This window comes from Bordetella sp. N (assembly GCF_001433395.1).
GTDB lineage: Bacteria > Pseudomonadota > Gammaproteobacteria > Burkholderiales > Burkholderiaceae_B > Bordetella_C.
In genome coordinates, this window is record NZ_CP013111.1 from 1 (window position 1) to 24680 (window position 24680).

Annotated in this window: 25 protein-coding genes, 1 tRNA gene and 1 riboswitch; of the genes, 12 read left to right on the forward strand and 14 right to left on the reverse strand. The window is 63.5% G+C overall.

The features are described 5' to 3' along the window. Positions 1-192 precede the first annotated feature (192 nt). The 7 genes from ASB57_RS00005 (at position 193) to ASB57_RS00035 (ending at position 7094) form a co-directional block, all read left to right on the forward strand. On the forward strand, positions 193-972 hold the full coding sequence (locus tag ASB57_RS00005) for a MurR/RpiR family transcriptional regulator (RefSeq protein ID WP_156414024.1): 780 nt from the start codon (positions 193-195) through the stop codon (positions 970-972). Between the two features lie 94 nt (positions 973-1066). Beyond that, positions 1067-2692, forward strand: coding sequence for an ABC transporter substrate-binding protein (locus tag ASB57_RS00010; protein ID WP_057649462.1), 1626 nt, complete (start codon positions 1067-1069; stop codon positions 2690-2692). Next, the gene (locus ASB57_RS00015; RefSeq protein ID WP_057649464.1) at positions 2693-3520 is read left to right on the forward strand and encodes an ABC transporter ATP-binding protein; all 828 of its coding nucleotides are present in this window, start codon (positions 2693-2695) and stop codon (positions 3518-3520) included. After that, positions 3517-4536, forward strand: coding sequence for an ABC transporter ATP-binding protein (locus tag ASB57_RS00020; RefSeq protein ID WP_057649466.1), 1020 nt, complete (start codon positions 3517-3519; stop codon positions 4534-4536). The genes ASB57_RS00015 and ASB57_RS00020 overlap by 4 nt, the downstream gene beginning before the upstream one ends. Beyond that, on the forward strand, positions 4533-5273 hold the full coding sequence (locus ASB57_RS00025; protein ID WP_057649468.1) for a glycerophosphodiester phosphodiesterase family protein: 741 nt from the start codon (positions 4533-4535) through the stop codon (positions 5271-5273). The genes ASB57_RS00020 and ASB57_RS00025 overlap by 4 nt, the downstream gene beginning before the upstream one ends. Before the next feature lie 23 nt (positions 5274-5296). Next, positions 5297-6214 (forward strand): ABC transporter permease, encoded by a 918-nt coding sequence (locus ASB57_RS00030; protein WP_231755299.1) that lies wholly within the window; start codon positions 5297-5299, stop codon positions 6212-6214. Positions 6215-6218: 4 nt separating this feature from the next. Then, on the forward strand, positions 6219-7094 hold the full coding sequence (locus ASB57_RS00035) for an ABC transporter permease (protein ID WP_231755300.1): 876 nt from the start codon (positions 6219-6221) through the stop codon (positions 7092-7094). Positions 7095-7108: 14 nt separating this feature from the next. Here the strand turns inward: ASB57_RS00035 and ASB57_RS00040 are convergent, their stop codons facing one another. The 7 genes from ASB57_RS00040 to ASB57_RS00070 all read right to left on the reverse strand — a co-directional run bounded on the left by ASB57_RS00040 (position 7109) and on the right by ASB57_RS00070 (position 15142). Then, entirely contained in the window at positions 7109-8584 is a 1476-nt protein-coding gene (locus ASB57_RS00040; protein ID WP_231755301.1) for an amidohydrolase family protein, read from the reverse strand. 111 nt (positions 8585-8695) lie between these two features. Beyond that, positions 8696-9634 (reverse strand): N-carbamoyl-D-amino-acid hydrolase, encoded by a 939-nt coding sequence (locus ASB57_RS00045; protein ID WP_057649474.1) that lies wholly within the window; start codon positions 9632-9634, stop codon positions 8696-8698. Further along, on the reverse strand, positions 9631-10635 hold the full coding sequence (locus tag ASB57_RS00050; RefSeq protein ID WP_057649476.1) for an ABC transporter ATP-binding protein: 1005 nt from the start codon (positions 10633-10635) through the stop codon (positions 9631-9633). Before ASB57_RS00050 ends, ASB57_RS00045 begins: the two co-directional genes overlap by 4 nt. Then, positions 10632-11618 carry an ABC transporter ATP-binding protein gene (locus ASB57_RS00055; RefSeq protein ID WP_057649477.1) on the reverse strand — a complete coding sequence of 329 codons (987 nt, stop codon included), beginning with the start codon at positions 11616-11618 and terminating at the stop codon, positions 10632-10634. Before ASB57_RS00055 ends, ASB57_RS00050 begins: the two co-directional genes overlap by 4 nt. A 1-nt stretch (position 11619) precedes the next feature. Then, positions 11620-12483 carry an ABC transporter permease gene (locus ASB57_RS00060; protein ID WP_057655802.1) on the reverse strand — a complete coding sequence of 288 codons (864 nt, stop codon included), beginning with the start codon at positions 12481-12483 and terminating at the stop codon, positions 11620-11622. Positions 12484-12587: 104 nt separating this feature from the next. Beyond that, a complete protein-coding gene (locus ASB57_RS00065) occupies positions 12588-13529 on the reverse strand; it encodes an ABC transporter permease (RefSeq protein ID WP_057649479.1) in 942 nt (313 codons plus the stop codon). 14 nt (positions 13530-13543) lie between these two features. After that, positions 13544-15142, reverse strand: coding sequence for an ABC transporter substrate-binding protein (locus ASB57_RS00070; RefSeq protein WP_057649481.1), 1599 nt, complete (start codon positions 15140-15142; stop codon positions 13544-13546). A gap of 547 nt (positions 15143-15689) precedes the next feature. On the opposite strand from ASB57_RS00070, the gene ASB57_RS00075 reads away from it, so the two are divergent. Continuing rightward, positions 15690-16670 carry a LysR family transcriptional regulator gene (locus ASB57_RS00075; protein WP_057649482.1) on the forward strand — a complete coding sequence of 327 codons (981 nt, stop codon included), beginning with the start codon at positions 15690-15692 and terminating at the stop codon, positions 16668-16670. A gap of 86 nt (positions 16671-16756) precedes the next feature. Here the strand turns inward: ASB57_RS00075 and ASB57_RS00080 are convergent, their stop codons facing one another. Together ASB57_RS00080 and mntP are read right to left on the reverse strand one after the other, a co-directional pair. Further along, complete coding sequence (locus tag ASB57_RS00080) at positions 16757-17815, reverse strand: NAD(P)-dependent alcohol dehydrogenase (protein WP_057655803.1); 1059 nt, start codon at positions 17813-17815, stop codon at positions 16757-16759. Between the two features lie 350 nt (positions 17816-18165). Next, positions 18166-18744 (reverse strand): manganese efflux pump MntP, encoded by a 579-nt coding sequence (mntP, locus tag ASB57_RS00085; protein WP_057649484.1) that lies wholly within the window; start codon positions 18742-18744, stop codon positions 18166-18168. 51 nt (positions 18745-18795) lie between these two features. Then, positions 18796-18927: riboswitch (yybP-ykoY riboswitch) on the reverse strand. A 280-nt stretch (positions 18928-19207) separates the two neighbouring features. On the opposite strand from mntP, the gene tpiA reads away from it, so the two are divergent. The 3 genes from tpiA (at position 19208) to ASB57_RS00100 (ending at position 20665) form a co-directional block, all read left to right on the forward strand. After that, positions 19208-19972 (forward strand): triose-phosphate isomerase, encoded by a 765-nt coding sequence (tpiA, locus tag ASB57_RS00090; RefSeq protein ID WP_057649486.1) that lies wholly within the window; start codon positions 19208-19210, stop codon positions 19970-19972. Positions 19973-19992: 20 nt separating this feature from the next. Next, positions 19993-20466 carry a preprotein translocase subunit SecG gene (secG, locus tag ASB57_RS00095; RefSeq protein ID WP_057649488.1) on the forward strand — a complete coding sequence of 158 codons (474 nt, stop codon included), beginning with the start codon at positions 19993-19995 and terminating at the stop codon, positions 20464-20466. 114 nt (positions 20467-20580) lie between these two features. Beyond that, a tRNA-Leu gene (locus ASB57_RS00100) sits at positions 20581-20665 on the forward strand. Positions 20666-20747: 82 nt separating this feature from the next. On the opposite strand, the gene ASB57_RS31710 is transcribed toward ASB57_RS00100, so the two are convergent. The 4 genes from ASB57_RS31710 to ASB57_RS00115 form a co-directional block, all read right to left on the reverse strand. Next, positions 20748-20879, reverse strand: coding sequence for a hypothetical protein (locus ASB57_RS31710; RefSeq protein ID WP_255362002.1), 132 nt, complete (start codon positions 20877-20879; stop codon positions 20748-20750). Positions 20880-20953: 74 nt separating this feature from the next. Continuing rightward, entirely contained in the window at positions 20954-21202 is a 249-nt protein-coding gene (locus ASB57_RS00105) for a hypothetical protein (RefSeq protein ID WP_057649491.1), read from the reverse strand. A 73-nt stretch (positions 21203-21275) separates the two neighbouring features. Continuing rightward, positions 21276-21479, reverse strand: coding sequence for a cold-shock protein (locus tag ASB57_RS00110; RefSeq protein WP_057649492.1), 204 nt, complete (start codon positions 21477-21479; stop codon positions 21276-21278). 255 nt (positions 21480-21734) lie between these two features. Further along, positions 21735-22382 (reverse strand): GntR family transcriptional regulator, encoded by a 648-nt coding sequence (locus tag ASB57_RS00115; RefSeq protein WP_057649494.1) that lies wholly within the window; start codon positions 22380-22382, stop codon positions 21735-21737. Between the two features lie 232 nt (positions 22383-22614). Here ASB57_RS00115 and ASB57_RS00120 point away from each other — a divergent pair, with 232 nt between their 5' ends. Beyond that, positions 22615-23595, forward strand: coding sequence for a tripartite tricarboxylate transporter substrate binding protein (locus ASB57_RS00120; RefSeq protein ID WP_057649496.1), 981 nt, complete (start codon positions 22615-22617; stop codon positions 23593-23595). A gap of 51 nt (positions 23596-23646) precedes the next feature. On the opposite strand, the gene ASB57_RS00125 is transcribed toward ASB57_RS00120, so the two are convergent. Next, positions 23647-24669: a tripartite tricarboxylate transporter substrate binding protein gene (locus ASB57_RS00125; protein ID WP_057649499.1), complete on the reverse strand. Its 1023-nt coding sequence runs from the start codon at positions 24667-24669 to the stop codon at positions 23647-23649. Positions 24670-24680: the final 11 nt, after the last annotated feature.

Below are 24680 nucleotides of genomic sequence, written 5' to 3' on the forward strand. Positions count from 1 at the left end.
TGCCTGGCGCCTCCTCAAGTCGGCGCCGGGAACGCTTGGCCCTATCTTGCAATTAAAATTGCAGGTGTAAAGACTTTGCAATATATTTTGCAGTATCATTCAGCATCCGTTCCCGTGCTACCCATTGCAAGAGTCCCGCGCCATGCGCTTCGAAGACCTGGTCGTTTTTTTTTTTAGTTGGTCAACGTCCTGTTGAAGGACCCGACCATCGGCAGCTTCATGCCCGCACAGAAAGTCGCGGCCCGCGCCGGAGTGCATCCGTCCACGGCCAGCCGCCTGGCGCGCAAGCTGGGTTTCGACACCTATAGCGCCATGCGCGAGGCGCTGGAATTCGAACAGGACGCCTCGGCCCGCGTCCGTAAACGCATAGAAAGCGCGGCGGGACGGTCCCTGCTGGAATCCGTGGTGGCCGGCGAGATGGCGGCCCTCAGCCGCCTGATGGCGCAGGTCAGTCCGGAGCAGATCGCTGCCGCCACCAACAGCCTGCGCCGCGCGTCCAGAATCATCGTCATCGGCGAAAGCCACGCGGGCAGCCTGGCCGAATTGTTCGCGCGCCGCCTTAAAAGGTCCGGCTATCTGGCGACCGGCCTGGCGCACGCGGATTGGCAGGCGGCCGACGAACTGATCAGCCTGACGCAGAAAGACCTGGTATTCGGCATGATCTTCCGCCACGACAGTCCTGGCGTGGTGCGCGCCCTGACGCTGGCGGCGGAAAGAGGCGCCGGCACCATCCTGCTGACCGACCGCGCCGTGGCGGCCGCGGCCACGACAACGATCACCGCCAGAAGAGGCGAGCCCGGGGAATTCCATTCCCTGACGGTGCCCATGGCGATCTGCAACACGCTGGTGCTGGAGCTGTCCCGGGTGGACCGGGGCCGTTCGATGGAAGCGCTCGCCCAACTGGAAGACCTGCGCCTGTCGTTTGAAAACGCCGGCGCGCCGCGTAAGCGACGAATAACCGCCGTTGAATAACCGCCCTGGCGCCTGAGTCACGGCGCCCGATTCCCAGCCGTATCCCGAACGCATACCAACCATCACCATTCACCGCGCAAGCAGAGGAATTGGCATGTTGAAAATCAAACGGCGCGCCGTACGCGGCGTGCTCTCGTGTCTGTCGGCCGTGCTGCTGCCCATGTTGGCCGGCGGTCCCGCCCATGCCCAGGATGCCAACGACGCCAGGCCCAACCTGACGATCGCGGTAAATGAGCTGGCGCGTACGCTCGATCCGGCGGCAGGCAATGGCAACGTCGACGTGCGTATCTACTATTCGATCTTCGACACGCTCATCCGCCGCGATTTCAACCACCCGGAAGCCAATGGCGGCGCCAAGCTGGTGCCCGGCCTGGCGACGAGCTGGTCCTGGACCACGCCCACGACCTTCGAGGTGAAGCTGCGCCCGGACGTCACCTGCCATGACGGCAGCAAGTTCAAGGCCGACGACGTGCTGACCACGTTCTCGCCGGAACGCCTGTGGGGCCCGGATGCCTACTACGCCGAAGGCCCTGCTTACTTCGGCACGCTGCGCAAGGTGGAGAAGGTCGACGACACCACCGTGCGCTTCACCACCGCCGAACACGACGCGTCGCTGGAGCAGCGGCTGTCCAGCTACATGTCCTTCGTCATCTGCGGCGATGCCTGGAACAAATACAAGAAAGACGGCGTGGCCGCCAAGGTGTGGATGGACGACGCCGCCAAGGCCTTGCGCTGGAACCCCGTGGGCACCGGCCCTTACAAGTTCGCCGGTTATCAGAAGAACGACCACGTCACCTTGCAGGCCTTCGACGCGTACTACGGCGGCAAGCCGGCAGCTAAGAAAGTCACGTTCAAATCCGTGCCGGAAGTCGCGGCCCGCGTTGCCGGCCTGGTGGCGGGCGACTACGACATCGCCGCGGAGCTGCCGCCGGATCAATGGCAGGCCTTGGCGGGCTACAAGGACCTGACCTTGAAAACGGTGCCGCTGGAAAACAGTCATGTGGTGGTGTTCAACACCAACGACGCCCTGCTGTCCGACAAGAAGCTGCGCCATGCACTGAGCCTGGCGATCGACCGTCAGGCCCTGATCGACGCCCTGTGGAAAGGCAAGACCTATGCGCCCAATGGCTACCAGCTGCCCAGCTTCGGCAATCTGTACGACAAGAACCGGGCCGGTTATACCTATGACCCCGAGCAGGCCAAGAAGCTGCTCAAGCTGAGTCGCTACAAAGGCCAGGAGATCTCGTATCGCCTGATCCCGAACTACTACCTCTATAACGTCGAGGCCGCGCAGATCATGCAGGAGATGTGGCGTGCCGTCGGGATCAACGTGCGCATCGACTTCGTCGACAGCTTCAAGGACGTGCGCAAGCCAGGGGTGCAGATGTTCGCCTGGTCCAATACCTATCGCATCCCCGATCCGACCGGATCCCTGCTGATTCTATGGGGCGCGGATTCCGAAGCGCAGAAATCGCAGAAGCTCTACACGGCGAATCCGGAGTTCAACACTTTGGCCAAGACCTTATACACGGCCACCGATGCGGCAGAGCGGCGCGCCACCTACACCAAGGTGCTGGATATCTTCGAGGACGATATGCCGATGACCATGCTGTACAACCCGGTCACGGGTTATGCCATGAAAAAGAAGGTCGCGTGGCAGCCCTACGCCCAGTACTACATGGACCTGCGCCCCGACAACCTGTCGTTCGGATCGCCGTAATTGGAAGCGATACTCTCCGTCGAGGGTCTGCGGGTAGGTTTCCGCGGCGCGGCCGGATGGGCCGACGTGCTGCACGACGTCGGCTTCAGCGTCGCCCCTGGCCGCACGCTATGCATCGTGGGCGAGAGCGGCAGCGGCAAGAGCATCACCTGCCAGGCCATTCTGGGCCTGCTGGCGCGCAACGGACGCCAGACGGGCGGACGCGTCCTGTTCCAGGGCCGCGACCTGACGGCCTTGCCCGAGCGCGAGCTGCTGTCGGTACGCGGAGGCGCCATCGGCATGGTGTTCCAGGACCCGCTGGGTTCGTTGAATCCCGTGCATACGGTGGGCAGCCAGTTGCACGAGGCCCTGGCTTTGCACACGCCTTTATCGGCGGCGCAACGGGCCGCGCGCGCGCTGGAGCTGCTGGAAATGGTGGGCATTCCTGAACCCAGGCAGCGCCTGCGCTCCTATGTGCATCAATTCTCCGGCGGCATGGCGCAGCGCGTGATGATCGCCATGGCGCTGGCCTGCAACCCCAAGCTGTTGATCGCGGACGAGCCCACCACCGCGCTCGACGTCACCATACAGGCCCAGATCCTGGACCTGCTGAATCGCCTGAAAGCGCAGTTGGGCATGGCCATGCTTTTCATCACGCACGACCTGGGCGTGGTGGCGGAGATGGCCGATGACGTGGTGGTCATGCGGCAGGGGCGGGTGGTCGAAACCGCTACGGCCGCCGAATTGTTCTCGAACCCCCGCGAGCCCTACACCCAGCATTTGCTGGCCGCCATGCCGCGTCTGGATATACGCGCGCCGGTGTATCGGCCCCGGGAGACATGGTTATGAGCCGCCAGGAATACGATGGTGACCTGCTGGAGGTCGATGGCCTGCGCCGCTATTTCGGCGGAGCGCGCTCGTGGTTCGGCAAAGGTTCAGGCAAAGCCGGCAGCATCCGCGCTGTCGAAAACGTGTCCTTCAACCTGCGCATCGGCGAGACCCTGGGCCTGGTCGGCGAAAGCGGCTGCGGCAAGACCACGACGGGGCGCATGATCGTCGGCCTGGACCGGCCCACCCAAGGCGTCATCCGCTTCAAGGGCAAGGACCTGGCGTCTCTGTCCGCGCCGCAGTGGCGCGACAAGCGCGCCGAAGTCCAGATCATCTTCCAGAACCCGCTGGCGGCGCTGGACCCACGCCTGCCCGTGGGCAAGCAGATCCGCGAACCCCTGGACCTGCATGACATCGGCATCCCCAGCGAGCGCGATGCGGAAGTCGCCGAACTGATGCGTGCCGTCTCGCTGCCCCCCGAGCTGGCGCAGCGCTTTCCGCATCAGATCAGCGGCGGGCAGGCTCAACGCGTGGTGATCGCGCGGGCGCTGGCGCTCAAGCCCAGCCTGATCGTCTGTGACGAGCCGGTGTCCGCGCTGGACGTGTCGGTGCAGGCCACGGTGATCGCCCTGCTGGAGCACCTGCAGCAGGAATACGGCATCGCGTACCTGTTCATCTCACACGACTTGCGCGTCGTCAGGCGCCTGTCGCATCGGGTCGCCGTGATGTATCTGGGCCAGATCGTGGAAGAGGGCTGGACCGACGAGCTGTATGACCAACCGCTGCATCCCTATACCCGCGCGCTGCTGTCCGCCATCCCTGACGTGTCGAAGACGCCAGGGCAGGACCGGGGCGGCCGCGTGGTCCTCAAGGGCGAACCGCCCAGCCCGGCGAATCCGCCCAGCGGCTGCCATTTTCATACACGCTGCCCTTATGTGCTGCGCCGTTGTACGACCGAGGCTCCCGAGTTGCGCGTGATCGATGGCATTCATGCCGTGCGCTGCCATTTCGCGGAGCAGATCAAGGAACTTCGATGACCCGTCCTCTCGTCATTGCCCATCGTGGCTATTCTTCGCTTCACCTGGAAAATACCCAGGCCGCCTATGACGGCGCCATCGCCATCGGCGCGGACATGGTCGAAAGCGATGCACGCCTGACCAAGGATGGCCAGGTCTACGCCAGTCACGACGCCACCTTGTCCCGTATTGCCATGGACGGCGACACGCGGGCCATCGCCGATCTTACCGCCGCCGAACTCGACGCGATCGTCCTGCTGCGCGACGAGCGCCTGTCGCCCTTGTCGCTGACGTTGACGCGCATCGCGCCGCAGCTGCCCCTGCTCATCGACGTGAAGACACCAGACCTGCCCTTGATCGAAGCCGTGGTCCGGGACGTGCTGGCGCACGCCGCCGTCGATCACGTCTGGGTGGGCGTGCGCGATCTGGCGCAGATGCGGCGCGCGCGCGACCTGGCTCCGGGGCTGAAGTTGCTGGCGTTCTTGCCGGATTACACGCGTGCCGACGAGTTCGAGCAGGCCGGCGCCAAGGCCTACCGGGTTTGGGAAGGCGAGGTGGAGCAGGAAGACGCCGAGCGCGTGCTGCGAGACAAGCCGACGTGGATCACCATGGGGGGCAAGGGGACGCCGTGCGAGGTAGGCGACACGACCCCCGCGCGCCTGGGACGCATCCTGGAGCTGGAGCCCCAGGGGGTGCTGGTGAATGACCCGTTGCTGATGATCGCGCCGGATGCGTCCGGCATACCTTCCTTCGACTAGGGCGCGGCATGGACTGGCGAGCATTGATACGCAAGCTTGTGCGCGGCCTGCTGACCGTATGGGTCGTCGTCACCTTCACCTTCGTGGCCTTGAATCTGTCGGGCGATCCCATTGAAGCGCTGGTCGGCGATCAGGCTTCGCCGGAGGTCGTGCAGCAGTACCGGCAGAAGTTCGGCCTGGATCGTCCTCTGTGGGAACAATACGTGTCCTACCTGGGCAATCTGGCGCATGGCGATTTCGGCCTGTCGCTGTCCGACCAGAAACCGGCAACGGATCTGATCAGCGAAGCCTTGCCCTACACCTTGCGCCTGGGGCTCACGGCCTTCGGCGTTGGGCTGGCCGCCGGGCTCGCCTTGGGGATCGTCGCGGCGCTCCATCGTAATCGGCCGATAGACCGCTTCGTCATGAGCTTCGCCGTGCTGGGCTTCAGTCTGCCCAATTTCTTCCTGGGCATCCTGCTGATACTGCTGTTCTCGCTGCATTTGCGCATGCTGCCCAGCGCCGGCGCGGACACGCTGTGGCACCTGATCCTGCCGGCCGTCACCCTGGGCACGCACTTCGCCGGCGTCTTCGCGCGGTTCACCCGGTCGGCCATGCTGGAAGTGCTCAACCGGCAATACATGGTCGCGGCGCGCGCCAAGGGGACGCCCGCCGCACGCCGCATCCTGTGGCACGCCTTGCCCAACGCGGCGATTCCCATCATCACCATCGTGGGCCTGAAGCTGGGCGATCTGGTGGCCGGGTCCATCATCGTCGAGACGGTCTTCGGCTGGCCTGGTGTGGGCCGGCTGCTTATCGGCGCGGTGACGTCGCGCGACTTCGCGGTGGTGCAGGCCATCCTGATCCTGACCGCGGTCACCATGGTGCTGACGAATCTGGCGGTGGATTTCATCTACACCCTGGTCGACCCACGTATGCGCGCGGCGCGCAAGGAGGGCTAAGGCCATGCCCATGGTATTGCTGCGTCGTTGGAAGAAAGCGGCGGCGGATCAGCCGGAGCGCCGCTATCCCGCACTGGTGGTCGCGGCCCTGGCGTTCATCGTCTTGCTGCTGGCGGTGGCCGCTCTGGCGGATGTGCTGGCCCCTTACGACTACCGGACCCAGGCCTTGCGCCTGCGCCTGGCGCCGCCGTTCTTCCTGGGCGGGACGAGCACGCATTGGCTGGGCACCGACGAACTGGGGCGAGATATTCTTAGCCGCCTGTTATATGCGATCCGCTTCAGCATCCTGGTGGCGCTGGGGGGCACCGCCATTGGTGCGTTGATCGGTACCCTGCTGGGATTCCTCGCCGCGCATTTCCGCGGGTGGGTCGAGGAGGCCATCATGATGCTGGCAGACGTGCAGGCATCGCTGCCTTTCATCCTGATCGCGCTGGCCCTGATCGCGGTGTTCGGCGGCAGCTTCATGCTGTTCATCCTGATCATGGGTTTCTACGGCTGGGAGGTCTTCGCGCGGCTGACGCGGGGCGTGGTGATTTCCGCCAGGAACCAGGGCTATGCGGTGGCGGTGACCGCCCTGGGCGCGTCACCCTGGAAGTTGTATTCCAAGCACATCCTGCCCAATATCCTCAGCGTATTGATCGTGCAGTTCACGCTGAATTTCCCGCAGGTGATTCTGCTGGAAACGTCGCTCAGTTTTCTTGGCCTGGGGATCCGGCCGCCCTTGACCAGTCTGGGGCAGATGCTGGGCGCGGGCCGGGCGTTTCTGACCACCGCGTGGTGGATCGCGATTTTCCCGGGAACCATCATCTTCCTGACGACCATGTCGATTTCCATCGTCGGCGACTGGATACGGGACCGGCTCGATCCGTCGTTGCGTTGAAGCTGAAGCCGGAACTAGGCCCAGGCCGGCACATCCAGGCCGGGCGCGCTGCGGTCTTCGTTCCCAATAAACCGTCCAGGCCGCGCCCCGGTCGGTACGCCGTCGCGCTCGACCACGGTGCCGTTGACCATTACGCACGCGATACCCACCGACGGTTGCAGCGGACTCAGGAAAGTGGCAGCGTCGGCCACGGTGTCCGGATCGAACATGACGATGTCGGCGTAGCACCCGGCTTTCAGCACGCCGCGATCCTTCAAGCCGAACTTGGCGGCCGTCAGGCTGGTCATCTTGCGCACGGCCTCTTCCATGCCCAGCACATGCAGGTCGCGTGAGTACCTGCCCAGGACGCGCGAAAACGCCCCCCACAGGCGCGGATGCGGCGCAGTGTCGTGCGGCAGCCCGTCAGACCCTATCATCACCTGGTCGTAGCCCATGATGCGTTTGACGTCGCCTTCGTCCATCGAGAAGTAGATGGCCCCCGCCGGCTGCAGCTCGCCCGCCAATGCCACCGGATCCTTGCCTTCGCGCCTGGCCAGCTCGAAGAGATCCTGCCCCTTTACGTCGGGGCGCGTCTGTGACCAGGTGATCAGCACCTTGTCGCTGTCCGCCAGGCGCCGGGTATCCAGCACGGTTGAAGAAGCCACATAAGGATAAAGATCCATGCCCAGGGGCTGGTTCTTGCGCGCCTTGTCGTACAACGCCAGCGTTTCCACCGTGCGGCCATGGTTATGCTTGCCCATCACCTTGTGATGCGACAGGATGGCGGGCACATCGGCGGCGCGGCCTATGGTGAACGCTTCTTCCATCGCATCGCAGATATGATCGCCTTCGTCGCGCAAGTGGGTGGTATACACGCCATTCCAGTGCGCCAGCGGCGCGGCCACGCCGATGACTTCCTCGGTGCTGGAGTGCACGGCGGTCGGGTAGTAGAGTCCGGTGGACAAGCCGACGGCGCCGTGGCTCAAGGCAATATCCAGCGCCCGTCGCATGGCGGCGATTTCATCCTTGTCCGCCGGGCGGTCGAGGCGGTCCATGACCGAGACGCGCAGGCTGGAGTGTCCCACCAGCGCCGCGCTATTGACGGCGGCGGGATTGTCGGCAAGCGCCGCCGCGTATTCGCGCATGGTGCCGAACAGGTCACCACGCTGTTTCGCGATCAGGTTCAAGGGCGGCACGATGGTCTCGCCCGGTACGCTGATCGGTGCCAGACTGATGCCACAGTTGCCAGTAATGACGGTGGTGATGCCCTGGCTGACCTTGGGGCGCATCAGCGGGCTGCTTAACAGCAGGCGGTCGTCGTGGGTATGGCAGTCGATAAAACCTGGCGCCACCACCTTGCCGCCCGCGTCCACGAATTCACGCGCGGTCCACTGCGCGCCATCGCCAATCCGCGCGATACGATCGCCCAGGATGGCGACGTCGGCGGCCACCGCCGGTCCGCCCAGGCCATCCACCACCTTGGCGCCCTTGATCACGATATCGAATTCCATATTCTTCTCCTGCATTAGCCTGTCTTCAGCGGGCGCTTGATTCCGGGCCGCCGGAGTGCGGTCGTCAGCCGTTTATTGTCCGCCAACCGACGTCCCCCACCGTCGCGGACATCAATCGATTTTCTCCGCCATGCCCGTGCGCTCGACGATGAGCCCGTAATGCTCGGTGCGTCGATGCTTGGCGAAATTGAACATATGTTCGCGCGGGCCGTCGCAGCGGGAAAAATCCACATTGAAGAAAATGACCTCGTCGTCGATATCGCTGGCCGCCTTCGCCACGATTTCGCCGTCGGGCGCCACGATGGCCGACCCGCCTATCATGTGGATGCCGTCTTCGTATCCTACCTTGCCTGCCGCCGCGACCCACATCGCGTTCTGATAGGCACCGGCCTGGATGCTGAGCAGGTGATGGAAGTCGGGCAGGTGCGGCGCTTCGTGGTAATTGTTGTTGCGCGAAGGGGTGTTGTAGCCCAGCATGACCAGCTCGGCACCCTGCAGGCCCATGACACGATAGGTTTCGGGCCAGCGGCGGTCGTTGCAGATGCACATGCCGACCCGCGTGTTCAGGAAGTCCCAGGTCTTGAAACCCAGATCGCCCACCTCGAAGTATTTCTTTTCCAGATGCTGGAAGGGATAGCTGGGCCGGTGATCCGCATGGCCCGGCAGGTGCACCTTGCGGTACTTGCCGACGACGTTGGCGTGCTTGTCGACCAGAATGGCGGTGTTGAAGAAGTGTCCATCCTCGGTCGCCTCGGCATAACCGATATGGAAACCGATGCCCAATTTTTTCGCCTCGTCGAACAAGGCCTGGACATTGGGATTGGGCATCGCCGCCTCGAAGTATTGGGCGACCGCCGCGGATTGATCCATCCAATAGCGCGGGAAGAATGTCGTAAAGGCCAGTTCGGGAAAGACCACCAGTTCGGCACCCCGGCTCTTTGCCTCGCGCAGCATATCCAGCAGGCGCTTGAGGGTGCTGGCACGAGTATCGGTGGAATTGACGGGTCCCATCTGGGCCACGGCCAGGCCCATCTTGCGCGCTGAGGTCATGCGGTATCTCCAGTAGAGGAAGCGGCCGCCGCATCGATGAAGTGGCAGGCGGCCAGGTGCCCAGGGGCGTATTGCGTCAGTTGCGGCACTGCCTGGCGGCACAATGCCTGTGCCTGCGGACAGCGGGTGTGGAAGCGGCAGCCGGAAGGCGGATGGATGGGGCTGGGAATATCCCCGTGCAGAACGACCTTTTCACTGCTTTGTTCGGGGTCGGGATTGGGCACCGCCGACAACAGGGCTCGGGTGTATGGATGCAGCGCGTGGCCGAACAGCTGGCGCTTGGTCGCTACCTCGACGATCGTGCCCAGATACATGACGATGACCCGATGCGTCATGTGTTCGACGATGGCCAGATCGTGGCTGATGAAAAGCAGCGCCAGTCCCAGTTCCTTCTGCAGATCCTGCAGCAGGTTGACGATCTGCGCCTTGACCGACACGTCCAGCGCCGACACCGCTTCGTCGCAGACGATCAGGTCGGGTTGGGCGGCGAGCGCCTTGGCGATGCCGATGCGCTGGCGCTGCCCGCCAGAGAACTCATGTGGAAATCGGTGCAGTCCCTCGGCCGCCAAGCCGACCCGTTCCATCAAGCTTTCCAGCATGGACCGCAGCGCGCGGGCGTCGGCGGCCAGTCCGAAATTGCGTATCGGCTCGGCCAGGATGTCGCGCACGCGCATACGCGGATTCAGGCTGGAGAAGGGGTCCTGGAACACCACCTGAAGGCGCCGCCGTTGCGGCAGCAAGGTAGTGTCGGTCATATCGTCGATACGCAGCCCGTCCAGCACCACCTGGCCGTGCGTCACCGGGGTCAGGCGCAGCACGCAACGGCCCACGGTGGACTTGCCGCAGCCGGATTCACCCACCAGGGCCAGGGTTTCGCCTCGCGCGATCTGGAAGGACACGCCATCCACCGCATGCACGACCTGGCGCTTGCGGCCGAACCAGCCGCTGCGCACGGGGTAATGCTTGACCAGGTCATTCACTTCCAACAAAGGCCGGTTCACGATGCCACCTCCCTGGGCTGCATATGGCAGGCGGCGACATGGCCGGCGCGCTTGATTTCCATGGCGGGTGCGACCTGCCGGCAGACCTCGGCCACCTGCGGACAGCGGCCGGCGAACGCGCAGCCGACGATGCGCTGGCGCAAGCTTGGCACCTGTCCGGGAATCTCGGCCAGGCGCGTGGCCTCGCCCCGCAGCGACGAACCCAGCTTCGGCACGGCACCCAGCAGGCCGCGGGTATAGGGATGCAGCGGATGCGCGAACAGCTCGCGCACGGGGGCTTCTTCCACTTTGCGCCCCGCATACATGACCATCACGCGCTGCGCGCTTTCGGCGACCACGCCCAGATCGTGCGTGATCAGGATGATGGAGGTGCCGGTGCGCTGCTTCAGGTCCTGCATCAGGCCCAGGATCTGCGCCTGTATGGTCACGTCCAGCGCCGTGGTGGGCTCATCGGCGATCAGCAGCTTGGGTTTACATGCCAGGGCGATGGCGATCATCACGCGCTGACGCATGCCACCGGACAGCTGGTGGGGGTATTCGCCCACGCGCCGCGCCGGTTCCGGGATGCCGACCAAGGCCAGCATTTCCACCGCGCGGGCACGCGCCGCCTGCCGGTCCAGCCCTTGATGCAGGCGCAGGGTCTCGCCGATCTGGCGGCCTATGGTCAGCACCGGATTCAGACTGGTCATGGGCTCCTGGAAGATCATCGAGATTTCATTGCCGCGTATGCGCCGCAACTCGCGGTCGCTGGCGCCCAGCAAGTCCTTGCCGCCGAAACGAATGCTGCCGGCGATGCGTCCGATGCGCTTGGGCAGCAGGCGCAGTAGCGACATCGACGTCACCGATTTACCGCAACCCGATTCACCGACGATGGCCAGCGTCTCGCCTTGCTCCACCTGGAACGACAGGCCGTCGACAGCGCGGTTGACATCGTCGCGGCCGCGGAAATGCACTTGCAGGTCATCGACTTCCAACAAGGCCACGTCATTTCCCCTTGTTCAGGCGAGGATCCAGCGCATCGCGCAGACCATCGCCCAGCAGGTTGACGGCCAGCACGGTCAGGGACAGGAACGCCGCTGGAAAGGCAATGATGTAGAACTTTGCCTGCCACAGTACCCGGCCGTCGGCCATGATGTTGCCCCAGGACGGAATGATGGGTGGCGTACCCGCGCCGATAAACGAAAGAATCGACTCGGTGATCATGGCGCTGGCGCAGATGTAGGTGGCCTGGACGATCAGCGGCGCAAACGTATTCGGCATGATGTGGCGGAAGATGATCTTGAGGGTGCCCGACCCTGACGCCACGGCGCCATCGACATAAGGCTGCTCGCGCAGGGACAGCACGACGCTGCGCACCAGACGGGCGACGCGCGGAATTTCCGCCACGGTGATGGCGATGATCACGTTGATGACGCTGCCGCGTGTCATGGCCATGAGGGCGATTGCCAGCAGCACCGATGGAATCGACATGATGCTGTCCATGGCACGCATGATCACACCGTCGATCATGCGGATGAAACCGGCGGCCATGCCGATCAGCAGTCCTATGGCGGAGGCCAGCAAGGCCACCGAGAAGCCGACGATGAGCGATATACGGGCGCCGTAGATCACGCGCGAATAGAGATCGCGTCCCTGCATGTCGGTGCCGAACCAGTGCAGGGCGGAGGGGGCGCGCAGGCGTTGCGAAATCGTCAGCGCGGTGGGGTCGACGGTGAACAGCAGCGGGGCGCAGATTGCCATCAGGATAAGCAGCAGCAGAATGCCGCCACCGATGGCGACAGAAGCATGGCGCGAGAACAGCCGCGACACGCGGCCTCTTTTTTTCAGCGCCGGGAACAGGTCCGGCATAGGTTTGGCGATGCTATGGCCGCCATTGCCATGGACATTGGTATTGCCGGATGCGGCGCCGGTGCCCGCGGCGGCATAGGCCGCGGCGGCGGAATCGGATGGGCTCAATATCTTATCCTCGGATCCAGGACGCTATACAGGACGTCGACCAACAGGTTGACCAGCACATACGCGAAGCTGCACACCAGCACCACGCCCTGGATGACGGGGTAGTCACGCTGCAGGATGGCATCGACGGTCAACCGGCCCAGGCCGGGAATCGCGAACACGCTTTCGGTGACGACGGCGCCGCCAATCAGCAGGGCCACGCCGATGCCGATCGCGGTGGCGATGGGCACGGACGCATTCTTCAGGGCGTGGACGTAGAGGATGGCTTGCTGGCCCAGGCCCTTGGCCTGGGCGGTTCGGATGTAGTCCTGTTGCAGCACTTCCAGCATGGTCGCCCGCGTCACCCGGGCGATCAATGCGATGTAGATGAAGCCCAGCGAGATCGCGGGCAGCAACAGGTTGCGCAGCCACGGCCACAGGCCATGGTCCAGCGTGGTGTAACCCTGTACCGGCAGCCAGCCCAGCTTTAGCGAGACCGAGAACGACAGCACATAACCCAGTACGAAGACGGGAGTGGAAAAGCCCAGCACCGCCAAGGCCATGATGCCGCGGTCTGTCCAGGTGCCGGCCTTCCAGGCGGCCAGCACGCCCAAGGGCAGTGCGATGACGATCGAGATGACCAGGGTCACGCTCATCAAGGACAGGGTCGGCCCCAGGCGGGTATGGATCAATTGCGCCACCGGCAGCGAATTGAAGATGGATTTGCCCAGGTCGCCATGCAGAATATTCCAGAACCACTCTCCCAGTTGCACCAGGAAGGGGCGGTTCAGGCCCATCGCCTCGCGGATGCGCGCAATGTCCGCCGGACTGGCCTGATCCCCCGCCACGATGGCGGCGGGATCCCCAGGCGCCACGAACAGCAGGCTGAAAACAAAGATCCCCACCATGGCCAGCACGGGCACGGTGGCGCCGATCCGTTTCAATATATAGGCGAACATCTATATCGTTCCGGTCAGGTCTTGTTAACACCCCATATGAATGGCATCGGCCCCTTGGAGATGCCCGTGACGTTGCTGCGCCACGCGGTGTACTGAAGGAAGAAACCGGTGGGGGCGTACACCACGAAGTCGGTGGCCTCCTTGTTCAGTGCTTCGATCGCCGCCTTCTCCTGTGCCGGACCGGCCGCGTCGTACCAGGCTTGCACTTCGGCTTCCAGCTTGTCGTCCTTGGGCCAGCCGAACCATGCCTTGTCGCCATTGGCGCGCAGCGCGTTGTAGCCGGCCGGATTGGCGCAATCCGCGCCCACGTGCCAGGAATGGAACATATTCCAGCCGCCTTGGGCGGGCGGGGCCTTGCTGGCGCGCCGGGTGCCCACCGTACCCCAGTCGGTGGCAACGAAATCCACCTTCATGCCCAGGCGCTTGAGCAGGTCGGCGGTGACTTCGCCCATGGCCTTGGTGATGGTCTGGTTCTGCGCCACCACGCAGGTAACGGGTTCGCCCTTGTAGCCGCTTTCGACCAGCAATTTCTTCGCTGCATCCAGGTTGCGCGGGCCCTTGAAGATGTCGCCGCCCACTTCGGTGTAGGTTGGCGTGCCGGGCGTGAAGAAGCCCGCCATGGGCTTCCACAGTTCGGGACTCTCGCCGACGATGGCTTGCATGTAATCCTGCTGGCTCATCGCCATCAACACCGCGCGGCGCGCCTTCACGTCGTTGAAGGGCGGATACAGGTGATTCATGCGGAAGGATCCGACATTGCCCAAGGGGTCGGCGATCTCGGTGACAATGCCCGATCCGGACTTGAGTACCGGGATCAGGTCGGCGATGGGGTTTTCCCACCAGTCGATTTCACCGTTTTGCAGTGCGGCCGAAGCGGTGGCCGGATCCGGCATGATGATCCATTCGACGCGGTCCACCAGCACCTTCTTGCCGCCCGCCATCCAGGACGCCGGCTCCGTGCGCGGTACGTAGCCTTCGAAACGTTCGAACACGGCCTTGGCGCCGGGGACCCATTCGTTGCGGACAAAGCGCATCGGGCCGGAACCGATGTATTCGGTGATCTGCTTGAAGGGATCGGTCTGAGCGATGCGTTCGGGCATGATGAAGGGGCAGGGTGTGCCCAGCGTGCCCAGTGCATCCAGCATCTTCGGGAATGGCTTTTTCAAGACCCACTTGAAGCGCATGTCATCGATGGGCGTAATCTCGGTCTGGATGTCGCGAATCATCAGACCCATCGAGTTGCGCTGTTGCCACCGCTTCAGGCTGGCGATTACGTCTTTGCTGAGCACCGGCTGGCCGTCATGGAATTTCAGGCCTTTGCGCAGGGTGAACGTCCACGTCAGGCCATCGCTGGAAACCTCTTCGGACTCCACCATCTGGCGCTGCGATTTCATGTTCGAGTCGATGCCGTAAAGCATGTCCCACACCATGATCGACGCATTGCGCACCACGTATTGGGTGCCCCAGATGGGATCGAAATTGGCGAGGTCGGATTGCGGCACGAAACGCAGGGTCTTCTTCGACGATTGCGCCGAGGACAGTGACGGAAAACCGCCGGCGGCGGCGATCATGCCCCCAGCCGCGGCGCTCTTCAGGAATTCTCGACGTTCCACGATATGACTCCTTGGCAGGTCCGGTTTTTTTCAGATTACCGATGGATTACGCCATCCCCTTCATGCCAAAAGATGCATGGGTAATCCGGTAGAGTTATGAACGCATTTACGCACCACGATGGCTCAAAACTCGATATCAGGGGAGTGAATTCTGGAAACGTGACGGAATTGGGCTATGAATTCCTAATATTGTCTTTAATATTGGAAATTGTTTTCTATTGATCGGCCATGATTCGCGCCGCGAGTCGGCGTGGGCGCGGCGGGGAGCAGGGATAGTCCTTACTCGACGCACCAGGACGGGGCGCTGACCATGCAAGCCTTGCGGCTTCGACTTCAGCGTTCGGGGCGCCGATAGACGGGCCGCAACACCCGGCGCCAGATACGGCGCCATAGAGCGCCGGCCGAGTGCGCTCCGAGGAATTTGCATTTGAGTCGCACGCGCACGCCGCTGGGCTGGCATGAGCTCATTTGGCATGCTTATTGCGTGTTTTTATCCACGCGCAACGAAGCCGCGGCGTGATGTCGCTTCGTCAACATGGAGGCCACGATGGAGCAAGCCGTCTTGTCTCATATCGCCGAGGTCGGCGCAGCCACGGACCAGCGTCCGCTGAACCTGCGCCACATCGAGATATTCCGAGCCATCATGCTGTCCGGCTCCATCTGTAGCGCGGGCAAGATACTGCACGTATCGCAGCCCGCCCTTAGCCGCATGCTGGCGTTGGCCGAATCGCGCCTGGGCTATCCGCTGTTCGAGCGCAGCAAGCGCCGCCTGGTGCCCACGCCCGAGGCACGCCGCCTGTACGCCGAGATCGAGGACGTCTACGAGCGTATGCGGGGCATCAACAGCCTGGCCACCAATCTGGCGCAAGGCGGCATGGCCACGCTGAAGATCGCTACAAGCTCCTGTTTCGAACAGACCTTGCTGCCGCTCGCGTTGACCAGCCTGCAGTCACAGGTGCGCAACCTGCGCGCGCTGACGCGGACCTTCAAGGCCGCCGAAATCGCCAATGAGCTGTTGAGCGGCAATGTGGACCTGGGCATTTCCTTGTCCGCCATTGAGCATCCGCGCCTGGCGACCCAGCAGGTCGGCGAGGGAACAGTGGTCTGCGTGATGCCGCGCACCTCACCGTTGCGGCACAAGGCCGTGATTCGGGCCGAGGATTTCCTGGCGCACCCCTGGATCGGCTATCCGCCGCAGGCGCCGCTGGGCAAGACGCTGCGCCGCTTCCTGGGCAAGCACGCCGATGCGGTCTGTGCGATCGAAGCGGACACCCCGGTGGCGGCGTCCGCTTACGCCAAGAACGGCCTGGGCTCCGCCCTGGTCAACGCCGCCAGCCTGCCGCCCGAGATCAGCGAACGCACCATCATCCGGCCATTGGACGAGGACCTGCGCATCGGCATCTGGGCCAGCTACTCGAACCTGACACCTCCCTCGGTCGCCTGTCAGAAACTGATCGCGGCGATTCGCTGCCTGTCGAAGCAGCAATTGCAGCAGGAGGCCGCCGCGCGGCTGCCGAACATGGCTTGACGCGGGGCTTGTGCGGTAGCTGTCTGACCACGACCAGCGCACGGGATGGGGTCAGCGGGCCTTTATTGGCCTTGCCGTCGCGGTGATTACTGCTTGAGCGAAGCCGAGTCGATCACGAAGCGGTACTTGACGTCGCTCTTGAGCATGCGCTCGTAAGCCTCGTTGATCTGTTGTGCCGGAATCAGTTCGATATCCGACGTGATGCCGTGCTCGCCGCAGAAGTCGAGCATTTCCTGCGTTTCGGCGATGCCGCCGATCAGCGAGCCGGCCAGGCGGCGGCGCTTGAAGATCAGGTTGAAGACCTGGGGAGACGGGTGGTCATGCTCGGGCGCGCCCACCAGCACCATCGTGCCGTCGCGGCGCAGCAGGTTCAGGAAGGGATTGAGGTCGTGCTGCGCCGCCACCGTGTTGACGATCAGGTCGAAGCTGTTCGCGTGCGCATTCATCTCGTCGGCATTCTTCGAGATGACTACTTCGTTGGCGCCCAGGCGTTTGCCGTCTTCGATCTTGGACGGCGAGGTGGTGAACAGCACCACGTGCGCGCCCATCGCCGCGGCCAGCTTCACGCCCATGTGGCCAAGGCCGCCCAGGCCGACGATGCCCACCTTCTTGCCGGGGCCGGCGTTCCAGGTCCGCAGCGGCGAGTACGTGGTGATGCCCGCGCACAGCAGCGGGGCCACGCCGGCCAGGTCCAGGTTCTTGGGGACGCTCAACACATAGGCCTCGTCCACCACCATTTGCGACGAATAACCGCCGTAGGTGATGGCGCCGGTCTGCTTGTCGGTGCCGTTATAGGTCGGCACGAAGCCCGTTTCGCCTTCGCAGTATTGCTCCAGACCTTCCTTGCAGCTGGGGCAGCTACGGCAGGAGTCGACCATGCAGCCCACGCCGACGATGTCGCCGATCTTGAACTTGGTGGCTTGCGAACCGATGGCGGTCACGCGACCGACGATTTCGTGGCCCGGCACGACGGGGTAGATGGTGTTGCGCCATTCGTCGCGGGCCTGGTGCAGGTCCGAGTGGCAGACGCCGCAGTACAGCACTTCCAGCTGCACATCGAATTCACGCAGGTCGCGGACTTCGTAGTTGAAAGGTGCCAGCGCGGCCTTGGGGCCGGTCGCGCCAAATGCATAAGAAGTAGTCATGGGATCTCCCGACAGCGAGAAAGGATTGCGGAAACCGTGGATGGACGGGACGGCAATGTCACGGGGGGAGCCGTCCGGGGGGCCGCCGCGCGGCGTGCGCATGGGCGGGCCGCCGTGATCCACGTCAGCATCAATACTAGGCCGAATCAGATGACAAACACGTGCCTAAATGAAGCCGATGCTTGCCTATTTCTCCGACATTTTTCTCATGGCGGGTTGACCTGAAGACCAGCGCGGCCCGCCGCGCTGGTCACACGCTGAGCGCTATCGGCCGCAGCGTCTACAGGACCACGCCAGGATCAACGTTTTGCTTCCGGACCCGATGACGGGCAGTTGCGGGGCCTTCATCATCAGGCGTGCAGGTGTTCGAACAGGATGGAGGTGCCTACGCCGATCAATACCAGACCGCCGAAGATCTCGGCGCGTTTGCCGACGAACTTGCCCAGTACCCGGCCCAGCATCACGCCTATGGTCACCATCAAGAGGGTGGCCAGGCCGATGACGGACGCGGTGATGAAGATATTGTTGTCGATGAAAGCCAGGCTGACGCCTACCGCCATGGCATCGATGCTGGTGGCGAAACCGGTCAGGGCCAGGTTCCAGAAAGAGTGTTTACGCGGCGGCTGGTCTGCCTTTTCGTCTGCTTCGTCGCCGTTGGACCGGACGGCGTTGCGGATCATCAGCAGGCCCAGCACGGACAACATGATGAAGGCCAGCCAGTGGTCCCAGGCGGTGACGTATTTGGCAGCGGCTGACCCGATAAACCAGCCTATCAGTGGCGTGATCGCCTCGATGACGCCGAAGATCAAGCCTGCGCGCAGGGCGTCGGTGAAGCGGGGTTTGTGGGCGCTGGTGCCTTTGCCTATGGCAGCCGCGAAGGCATCGGTCGACATGGCGAAGGCCAGGAGGAGGGTTGCCGCGAAATTCATGGGGACTGGGAGCTCGGCCGGGCGACGCATAGATTCCCAGGTGCGCCCGGCTTAGGCACAAGGAAACCCATGGTCTCGCCAAGCCGCGAGGGCTGCCAGCGCCATGGCCGTGGGGCCAAGAATGTTGACGCGGGCGCTTCCGGGGGGATGGAAGCAGGCTACTCCCCAAAGTGAGCGGCCAGTTTAGCAGCGCTTCGTGACAGCCGGGTGTAAAGATTGCGCGGCGCGCAGGGGTATTCGGGCAAATGGATGAGGGCTGGGGTATGGGCCTGGGAGGGTGTTGGATCGTTGCGTCGAATACCGGGCGGACGGCCCGGGGACAGAGCGCTCCAGGAAGGTTCTCCTACCTGAAACCGCCGAACAGGATACAATCACGGGTTTGACCGGGATTTTTTCGGTGGGTTGCTGTTCGCCCGCCGGACCATGTTCCGATCCACAACCCCGGTTTGCGAAGCCTATACATATGACGACGACAGATCGCCAAGACCCGTCCACCGCCGAGCGCGCGCGTCTGGTGCTGGGTAACTGGAAGATGCACGGCACTTTGGCCGACAATGCCGCCCTGTTGGCGGCCTTGCGCCAAGGCGTGGCTGGCCATTGCGAGATGGGTGTCTGCGTGCCTTTTCCGTATCTGGCTCAGGTCCAGGAGCTGCTCAAGGGCAGTGCCATTTCCTGGGGCGCGCAGGATATCAGCGTGCATGAGAAGGGTGCCTACACGGGCGAAGTGGCGGGCGCCATGTTGCGGGATTTCGGCTGCCGTTGGGCTTTGGCGGGCCATTCCGAGCGTCGCGCGCTGCATGGTGAAAGCGATCAGTTGGTGGCCGACAAGGCGCGCGCCGCGCTGGCTGCCGGGCTGACCCCGGTGGTGTGCGTCGGTGAAACGCTGGATGAGCGCGAAGGCGGCAATACCCTGGGCGTGATCGAGCGTCAGCTGGAGCCGGTCCTGGCCCTGGGCGCGGACGCTCTGGCCAAGATGGTGCTGGCTTACGAGCCGGTCTGGGCGATCGGCACGGGTCGCACCGCGACGCCGGAGCAGGCGCAGGAAGTACACAGTGCCATTCGCGTGGCGCTGCGCGGCTTGAATGTGCCGCAGGTTCGTATTCTTTACGGCGGTAGCGTGAAGGCGGCGAATGCCGCCACGCTGTTTGCCATGCCCGACATCGACGGCGCCCTGGTGGGCGGCGCGTCGCTGGTGGCCGATGAATTTTTACGCATAGCCGCTGTTTGAACAGCGTTTCGGAGTAGGTAATGTCTTTGATTCAATCGATTTTGATGGTCGTTCAGGTGCTGTCGGCACTGGCCATCATTGTTCTTGTCCTCTTGCAGCAGGGCAAGGGCGCCGATATGGGTTCGGCTTTCGGCAGCGGTTCCGCCGGCAGCTTGTTCGGTGCTTCGGGCGCCGCCAACTTTCTGTCGCGCACCACCAAGTGGGCGGCCGTGGTTTTCTTCGCGACTACCGCGGGTCTGGCTTACGTGACCCACAAGGGTGTGGCCACCGTGAATCCCGATGCGGGCGTGATGCAGGGCTACCAGGCCCCGGCCGATCGTTCCGTGCCGCAGGTTCCTGGCGCGCCCGCCACCGGCAGCAGCGTCCCCGCCGCACCGGCTGGCAATACGCCTGCCGCGCCGGCCAAGCCTGACGCGTCGGTCCCGCAAGCGCCCGCGGCCCCGGCGACCAGCACCCCTGCCGCCCCGGCAACCGCGCCCGCCCCGGCCAAGTAAGCCGTAACGGTCCGCAGTAACGCAGTCTACGGTTCCGCGCCCACACGATGGCCGGAACCGTGCTAGAATTTCGGACTTTCCAGCGGCAGTTCAGCTGGGAACAAGAATTACCCTGCCGACGTGGTGAAATTGGTAGACACGCTATCTTGAGGGGGTAGTGGCGAAAGCTGTGCGAGTTCGAGTCTCGCCGTCGGCACCAAGAATACTGAAAGACTTGTCCGAAGTTGTCCGGGCAAGTCTTTTTTGTTTGTCCCATGCGCCAGGGGTGCCCCCGGCCAGGCTTACTCGTCTTTGGCTTTTGATTGCGGCGCCCTGGCAGCGGGACGCGAACCCGTTACCGGCACAGGAAGGGGTTTGGGCGGCTGCTTGGGCTTCTTTGCTTCTTTATTGCCGCGCTGCTGACCTTTGGCCATGTGGGTGACTCCAAAAAATACTTGCGCGGATATCCGCACAGGGATGTAGCTCGATACAAGACGGCAAGATCCCGCTAGTGCGGGGTGGGCCGCTTCATCTCGTCGACAACGTGGCGACCATGCAGGATCGCCACGTCGATGGCCCGTCTGGGTGTGGCCACCGTCGCGCCTGTCGCGAAGGCGGGAACGCCGCAGGTGGAAGAGATCGAGCCGTCGTGGCGAACGATGAGCAGCGTGGCGGTAAATGCCGACGCATTGGCCGCGGCCTGGCGCCTGACGATCGCGCTCAACCGGTACCCTTTGTAGATCAGATTGTTTTCCATATCGCACCTTTGGCCACTAAATGGCCATTCCGAACGCAGTAAAAATTAAATAGCCCTCCGAGGAGGGCTTTTTTTACAGCACGCGGATATTCGTGGCTTGAGGTCCTTTAGCGCCCTGCGCCATGACGAAGCTCACACGCTGGTTCTCCACCAACGTAGGGGCGCCATCTCCCTCGATGTCCGAAATGTGGGCGAATAGATCCTTGCCGCCGGACTCCGGCATGATGAAACCAAAGCCCTTGTCGGGATTGAACCACTTGACGATGCCTGTTTGCATGTTCTTTCCTTGAAATTGAAGGGACGCTCCCCTCAAGCGGGAAATCAAGGAAGGGATCTCGGGCGATGAAGCGCGCAAGCGCAGGATGGCAAGGAATCTCGGTACTTGAGTCTTGATCCCAGGGTGGGTGACAGCGCGATCCGTGTCAAGGAGAGATTCCAGGGACACTGGTCTCTTTTGTTACCAGTTTCCCAGGCAACCCTGTCCGTGGGGATGGAGCATTCGTTGCCTGCGCGTGCTGAACCGGTATTACCATTACTCCGGCAGATACGGCAGCAAGCCCTCGACCGTATTCATCACATGCCGCCGCATCGTCGCCTCGCAGACATCGGGATCGCCCGTCTGCAAGGCAGCGACCAGTTCCTCGTGGGCTTCACGCATGCGCGGCACGCGGCCCGGCTGCGTGGCCCACATGCGCATATAGGGCTCCATCACGGCGTGCAGGTCCGCCAACTGCGCCAGCAGGCGCGGCTGTTTGCAGAAGCCACAGACGTATTCGTGGAACTCGCGGTGCGATGTCGTCCAGTCCAGGTAGTCGCCGCTGCCCCGTTCGATCTGGTCGATCATTCCGGTCAACTGGCGCAGGTGCACGGGTTCCATGTTCTGCACGGCATTGCGCATGGCCAGGCCTTCCAGCACTGACCGGATCTCGAAGACCTCTCTCAGTTCCCGCGCGTTCAAGGTGCGGACCACGGCACCGCGGTTGGCGCGCATGTCGAGCAGCCCCTCCGATGCCAGGCGCAGCAGGGCGCCGCGCACGGGCATGCGGCTGGTGCCGATCTGCGCCGCGATGGTCTCGGTGACGACCCGCTGCCCGGGCAGCAGGCGTCCCAGCCGGATCTCCTGCTGCACATATTGATAGGCCTCTTCCTCGGCCGAGACCGTCACCTTGTTGTACGCCATGCCGCCTGTCGTCCTGGTTCCACTCGCACTGCTTGATTCATGAGGGTTGTTTCGTGCGTGGGAAGAATACTGGTTCTTCCTGGAAGCGAGCATATTAGAGATTGGATCCAATTATCCATTAATGCAAACCCTTATGGTGCGACGCGGCAATTCCACATTAAATGGCGGCTTCGGTATTCGTTCGTCTGGCGGGCCGGACACCTCATTCCAAGTTGAACCAAGGGGAAAGTTCATGAACCGTATTCTCAAATCCTTGCTGGGGCTGGGCGCCGTGGCGCTGGCGGCGAGTGGCGCCGCGCATGCGGAAGACACCGCGTCCTGGCCGCAGCGTCCCGTCAAGATCGTCGTGCCTTTCCAGGCCGGCTCGGCCACTGATCTGATTTCGCGCCAGCTGGGCGCGGCGCTGGCGGTGGAGTTGCATCAGCCCTTCGTGGTCGAAGCGCGTCCTGGCGCGGCCGCCGCGATCGGCGCCACGGTGGTGGCGCGCGCCGAGGCCGACGGCTATACCTTGCTGATGGGCGGACCGGCGGCGCTGGTCACCAACCGCTTCATGCAGAAGAACCTGAGCTATGACGCGGAGAAGTTCGAACTGATCTCCATGGTCGCCATCACGCCCAATGTGCTGCTGACCACGCCGAACCAGCCGTTCAAGACCTTGCCGGAAATGGTCGCCTATGCGAAGGCGCATCCGGGTGCGTTGACGTACGCGTCCTTCGGCACCGGCACCACGTCGCACCTGGCTGGCGAATTGTTGAAGAAGATCGCGGGCATCGACATGGTCCATGTGCCGTACAAGGGCGCGGGCGAGGCCATTCCGGCGTTGATGGGTGGCCAGGTGACGATGTACTTCGACACCATCATGACCGGCCTGCCGCAGGTCAAGAGTGGCGCGCTGGTGGCGCTGGGCATGTCCAATGCCAAGCGGTCGGCGCTGGCGCCGAACATCCCGACGATCGCCGAACAGGGCTATCCCGGCTATGACATCGCGCCGTGGTACGGCCTGGTGGCGCCGCATGGCACGCCGCAAGCCATCGTCGACAAGCTGAACGCCGCCGTGAACAAGGTGCTGGCCGATCCCAAGCTGCGCGACAAGTTGGCCGAAGCCGGCGCGGAACCGCAAGGCGGCACGCGCGCCGAATTCGCCGCGTATATCAAGAACGAAATCCCCCGCACCGAGCAGTTGATCAAGGCGTCGGGTGTGACGATGCAGTAAGGGCATCGAGCTGGCGCGCCGCGCAAGCCTGCGCGCGCGCCAGCCGCCGAGTTAATCCAATTTAAGGTGCGCGGCCTTGGCGACGGTCGTCCACTTGCCCACCTCGCTTTGAATAAAGGAAGTGAAGTCCTGCGGAGTGCGCAGAACGACTGCATTGCCGCTGGCCTTCAGCGGCTTGATCACCTCGGGGTCGCTCAACGCGGCCTTGGTGGCTTCAAACAAGCGGTCGCGAATTTCGACCGGCAAGCCCGCGGGGGCCGACAGGCCCGTCCACGACACCGCGTCGAAGCCGGCGTAGCCCGACTCCGCGACCGTGGGCAAATCCGGAAACAGCAGGCTGCGTTGCGCGCCGGTCGACGCGAGCACGCGTAGCTTGCCGGCACGCACCTGCGGCTCCAGCGTATCGGCAACCATCACCAGGATGGGCACCTGGCCCCCCATGACATCGGTCACCGCCTGGGCCGCCCCCTTGTAGGGGATATGCTGCACTTTCAAATCCGCTTTCTGCTTCAACAGCTCGAACGCCAGATTGCCCGAAGACCCCGTGCCCGGACTCGCGTAGTTGTAGTGGTCCGGTGCCTTACGGATCAGGCCCACCAGGTCGGCCAGGGTCTTGGCCGGAAAGCCGGGATTGACCGCGATGACGTTCGGGCTGGAAGTGATGCTGCTGATGTGCGTGAAGTCCTTGACCGGGTCATAAGGCATGGGATCGTAGAGCGCGACATTGGCGGCATGCGTTCCTACGCCCGACATCAACAGCGTGTAGCCGTCCGGCTTGGCCCGGGCCACGAAAGCCGAGCCGATGTTGCCGCTGGCGCCCGCGCGGTTCTCCACGATCACCGATTGCCCGAGTTGTGTCGTCAATGCCCGTGCAAGGATGCGCCCGGTGACGTCAGTGGTGCCGCCCGGCGGGAAGGGCACGATCAGGGTGATGGGTTTGCTGGGCCACTGATCCGCGGCATGCACGGGCGCTGGCATTGCGCCTAATGCGCCAAATGCGGCCAGCACCAATACCGCGGCAGAAAGTCCGCGACGCGGCAGGCAGGGTGAGTGGTCGTGACGAAAGGCGGGCATGCTGTCTCCTG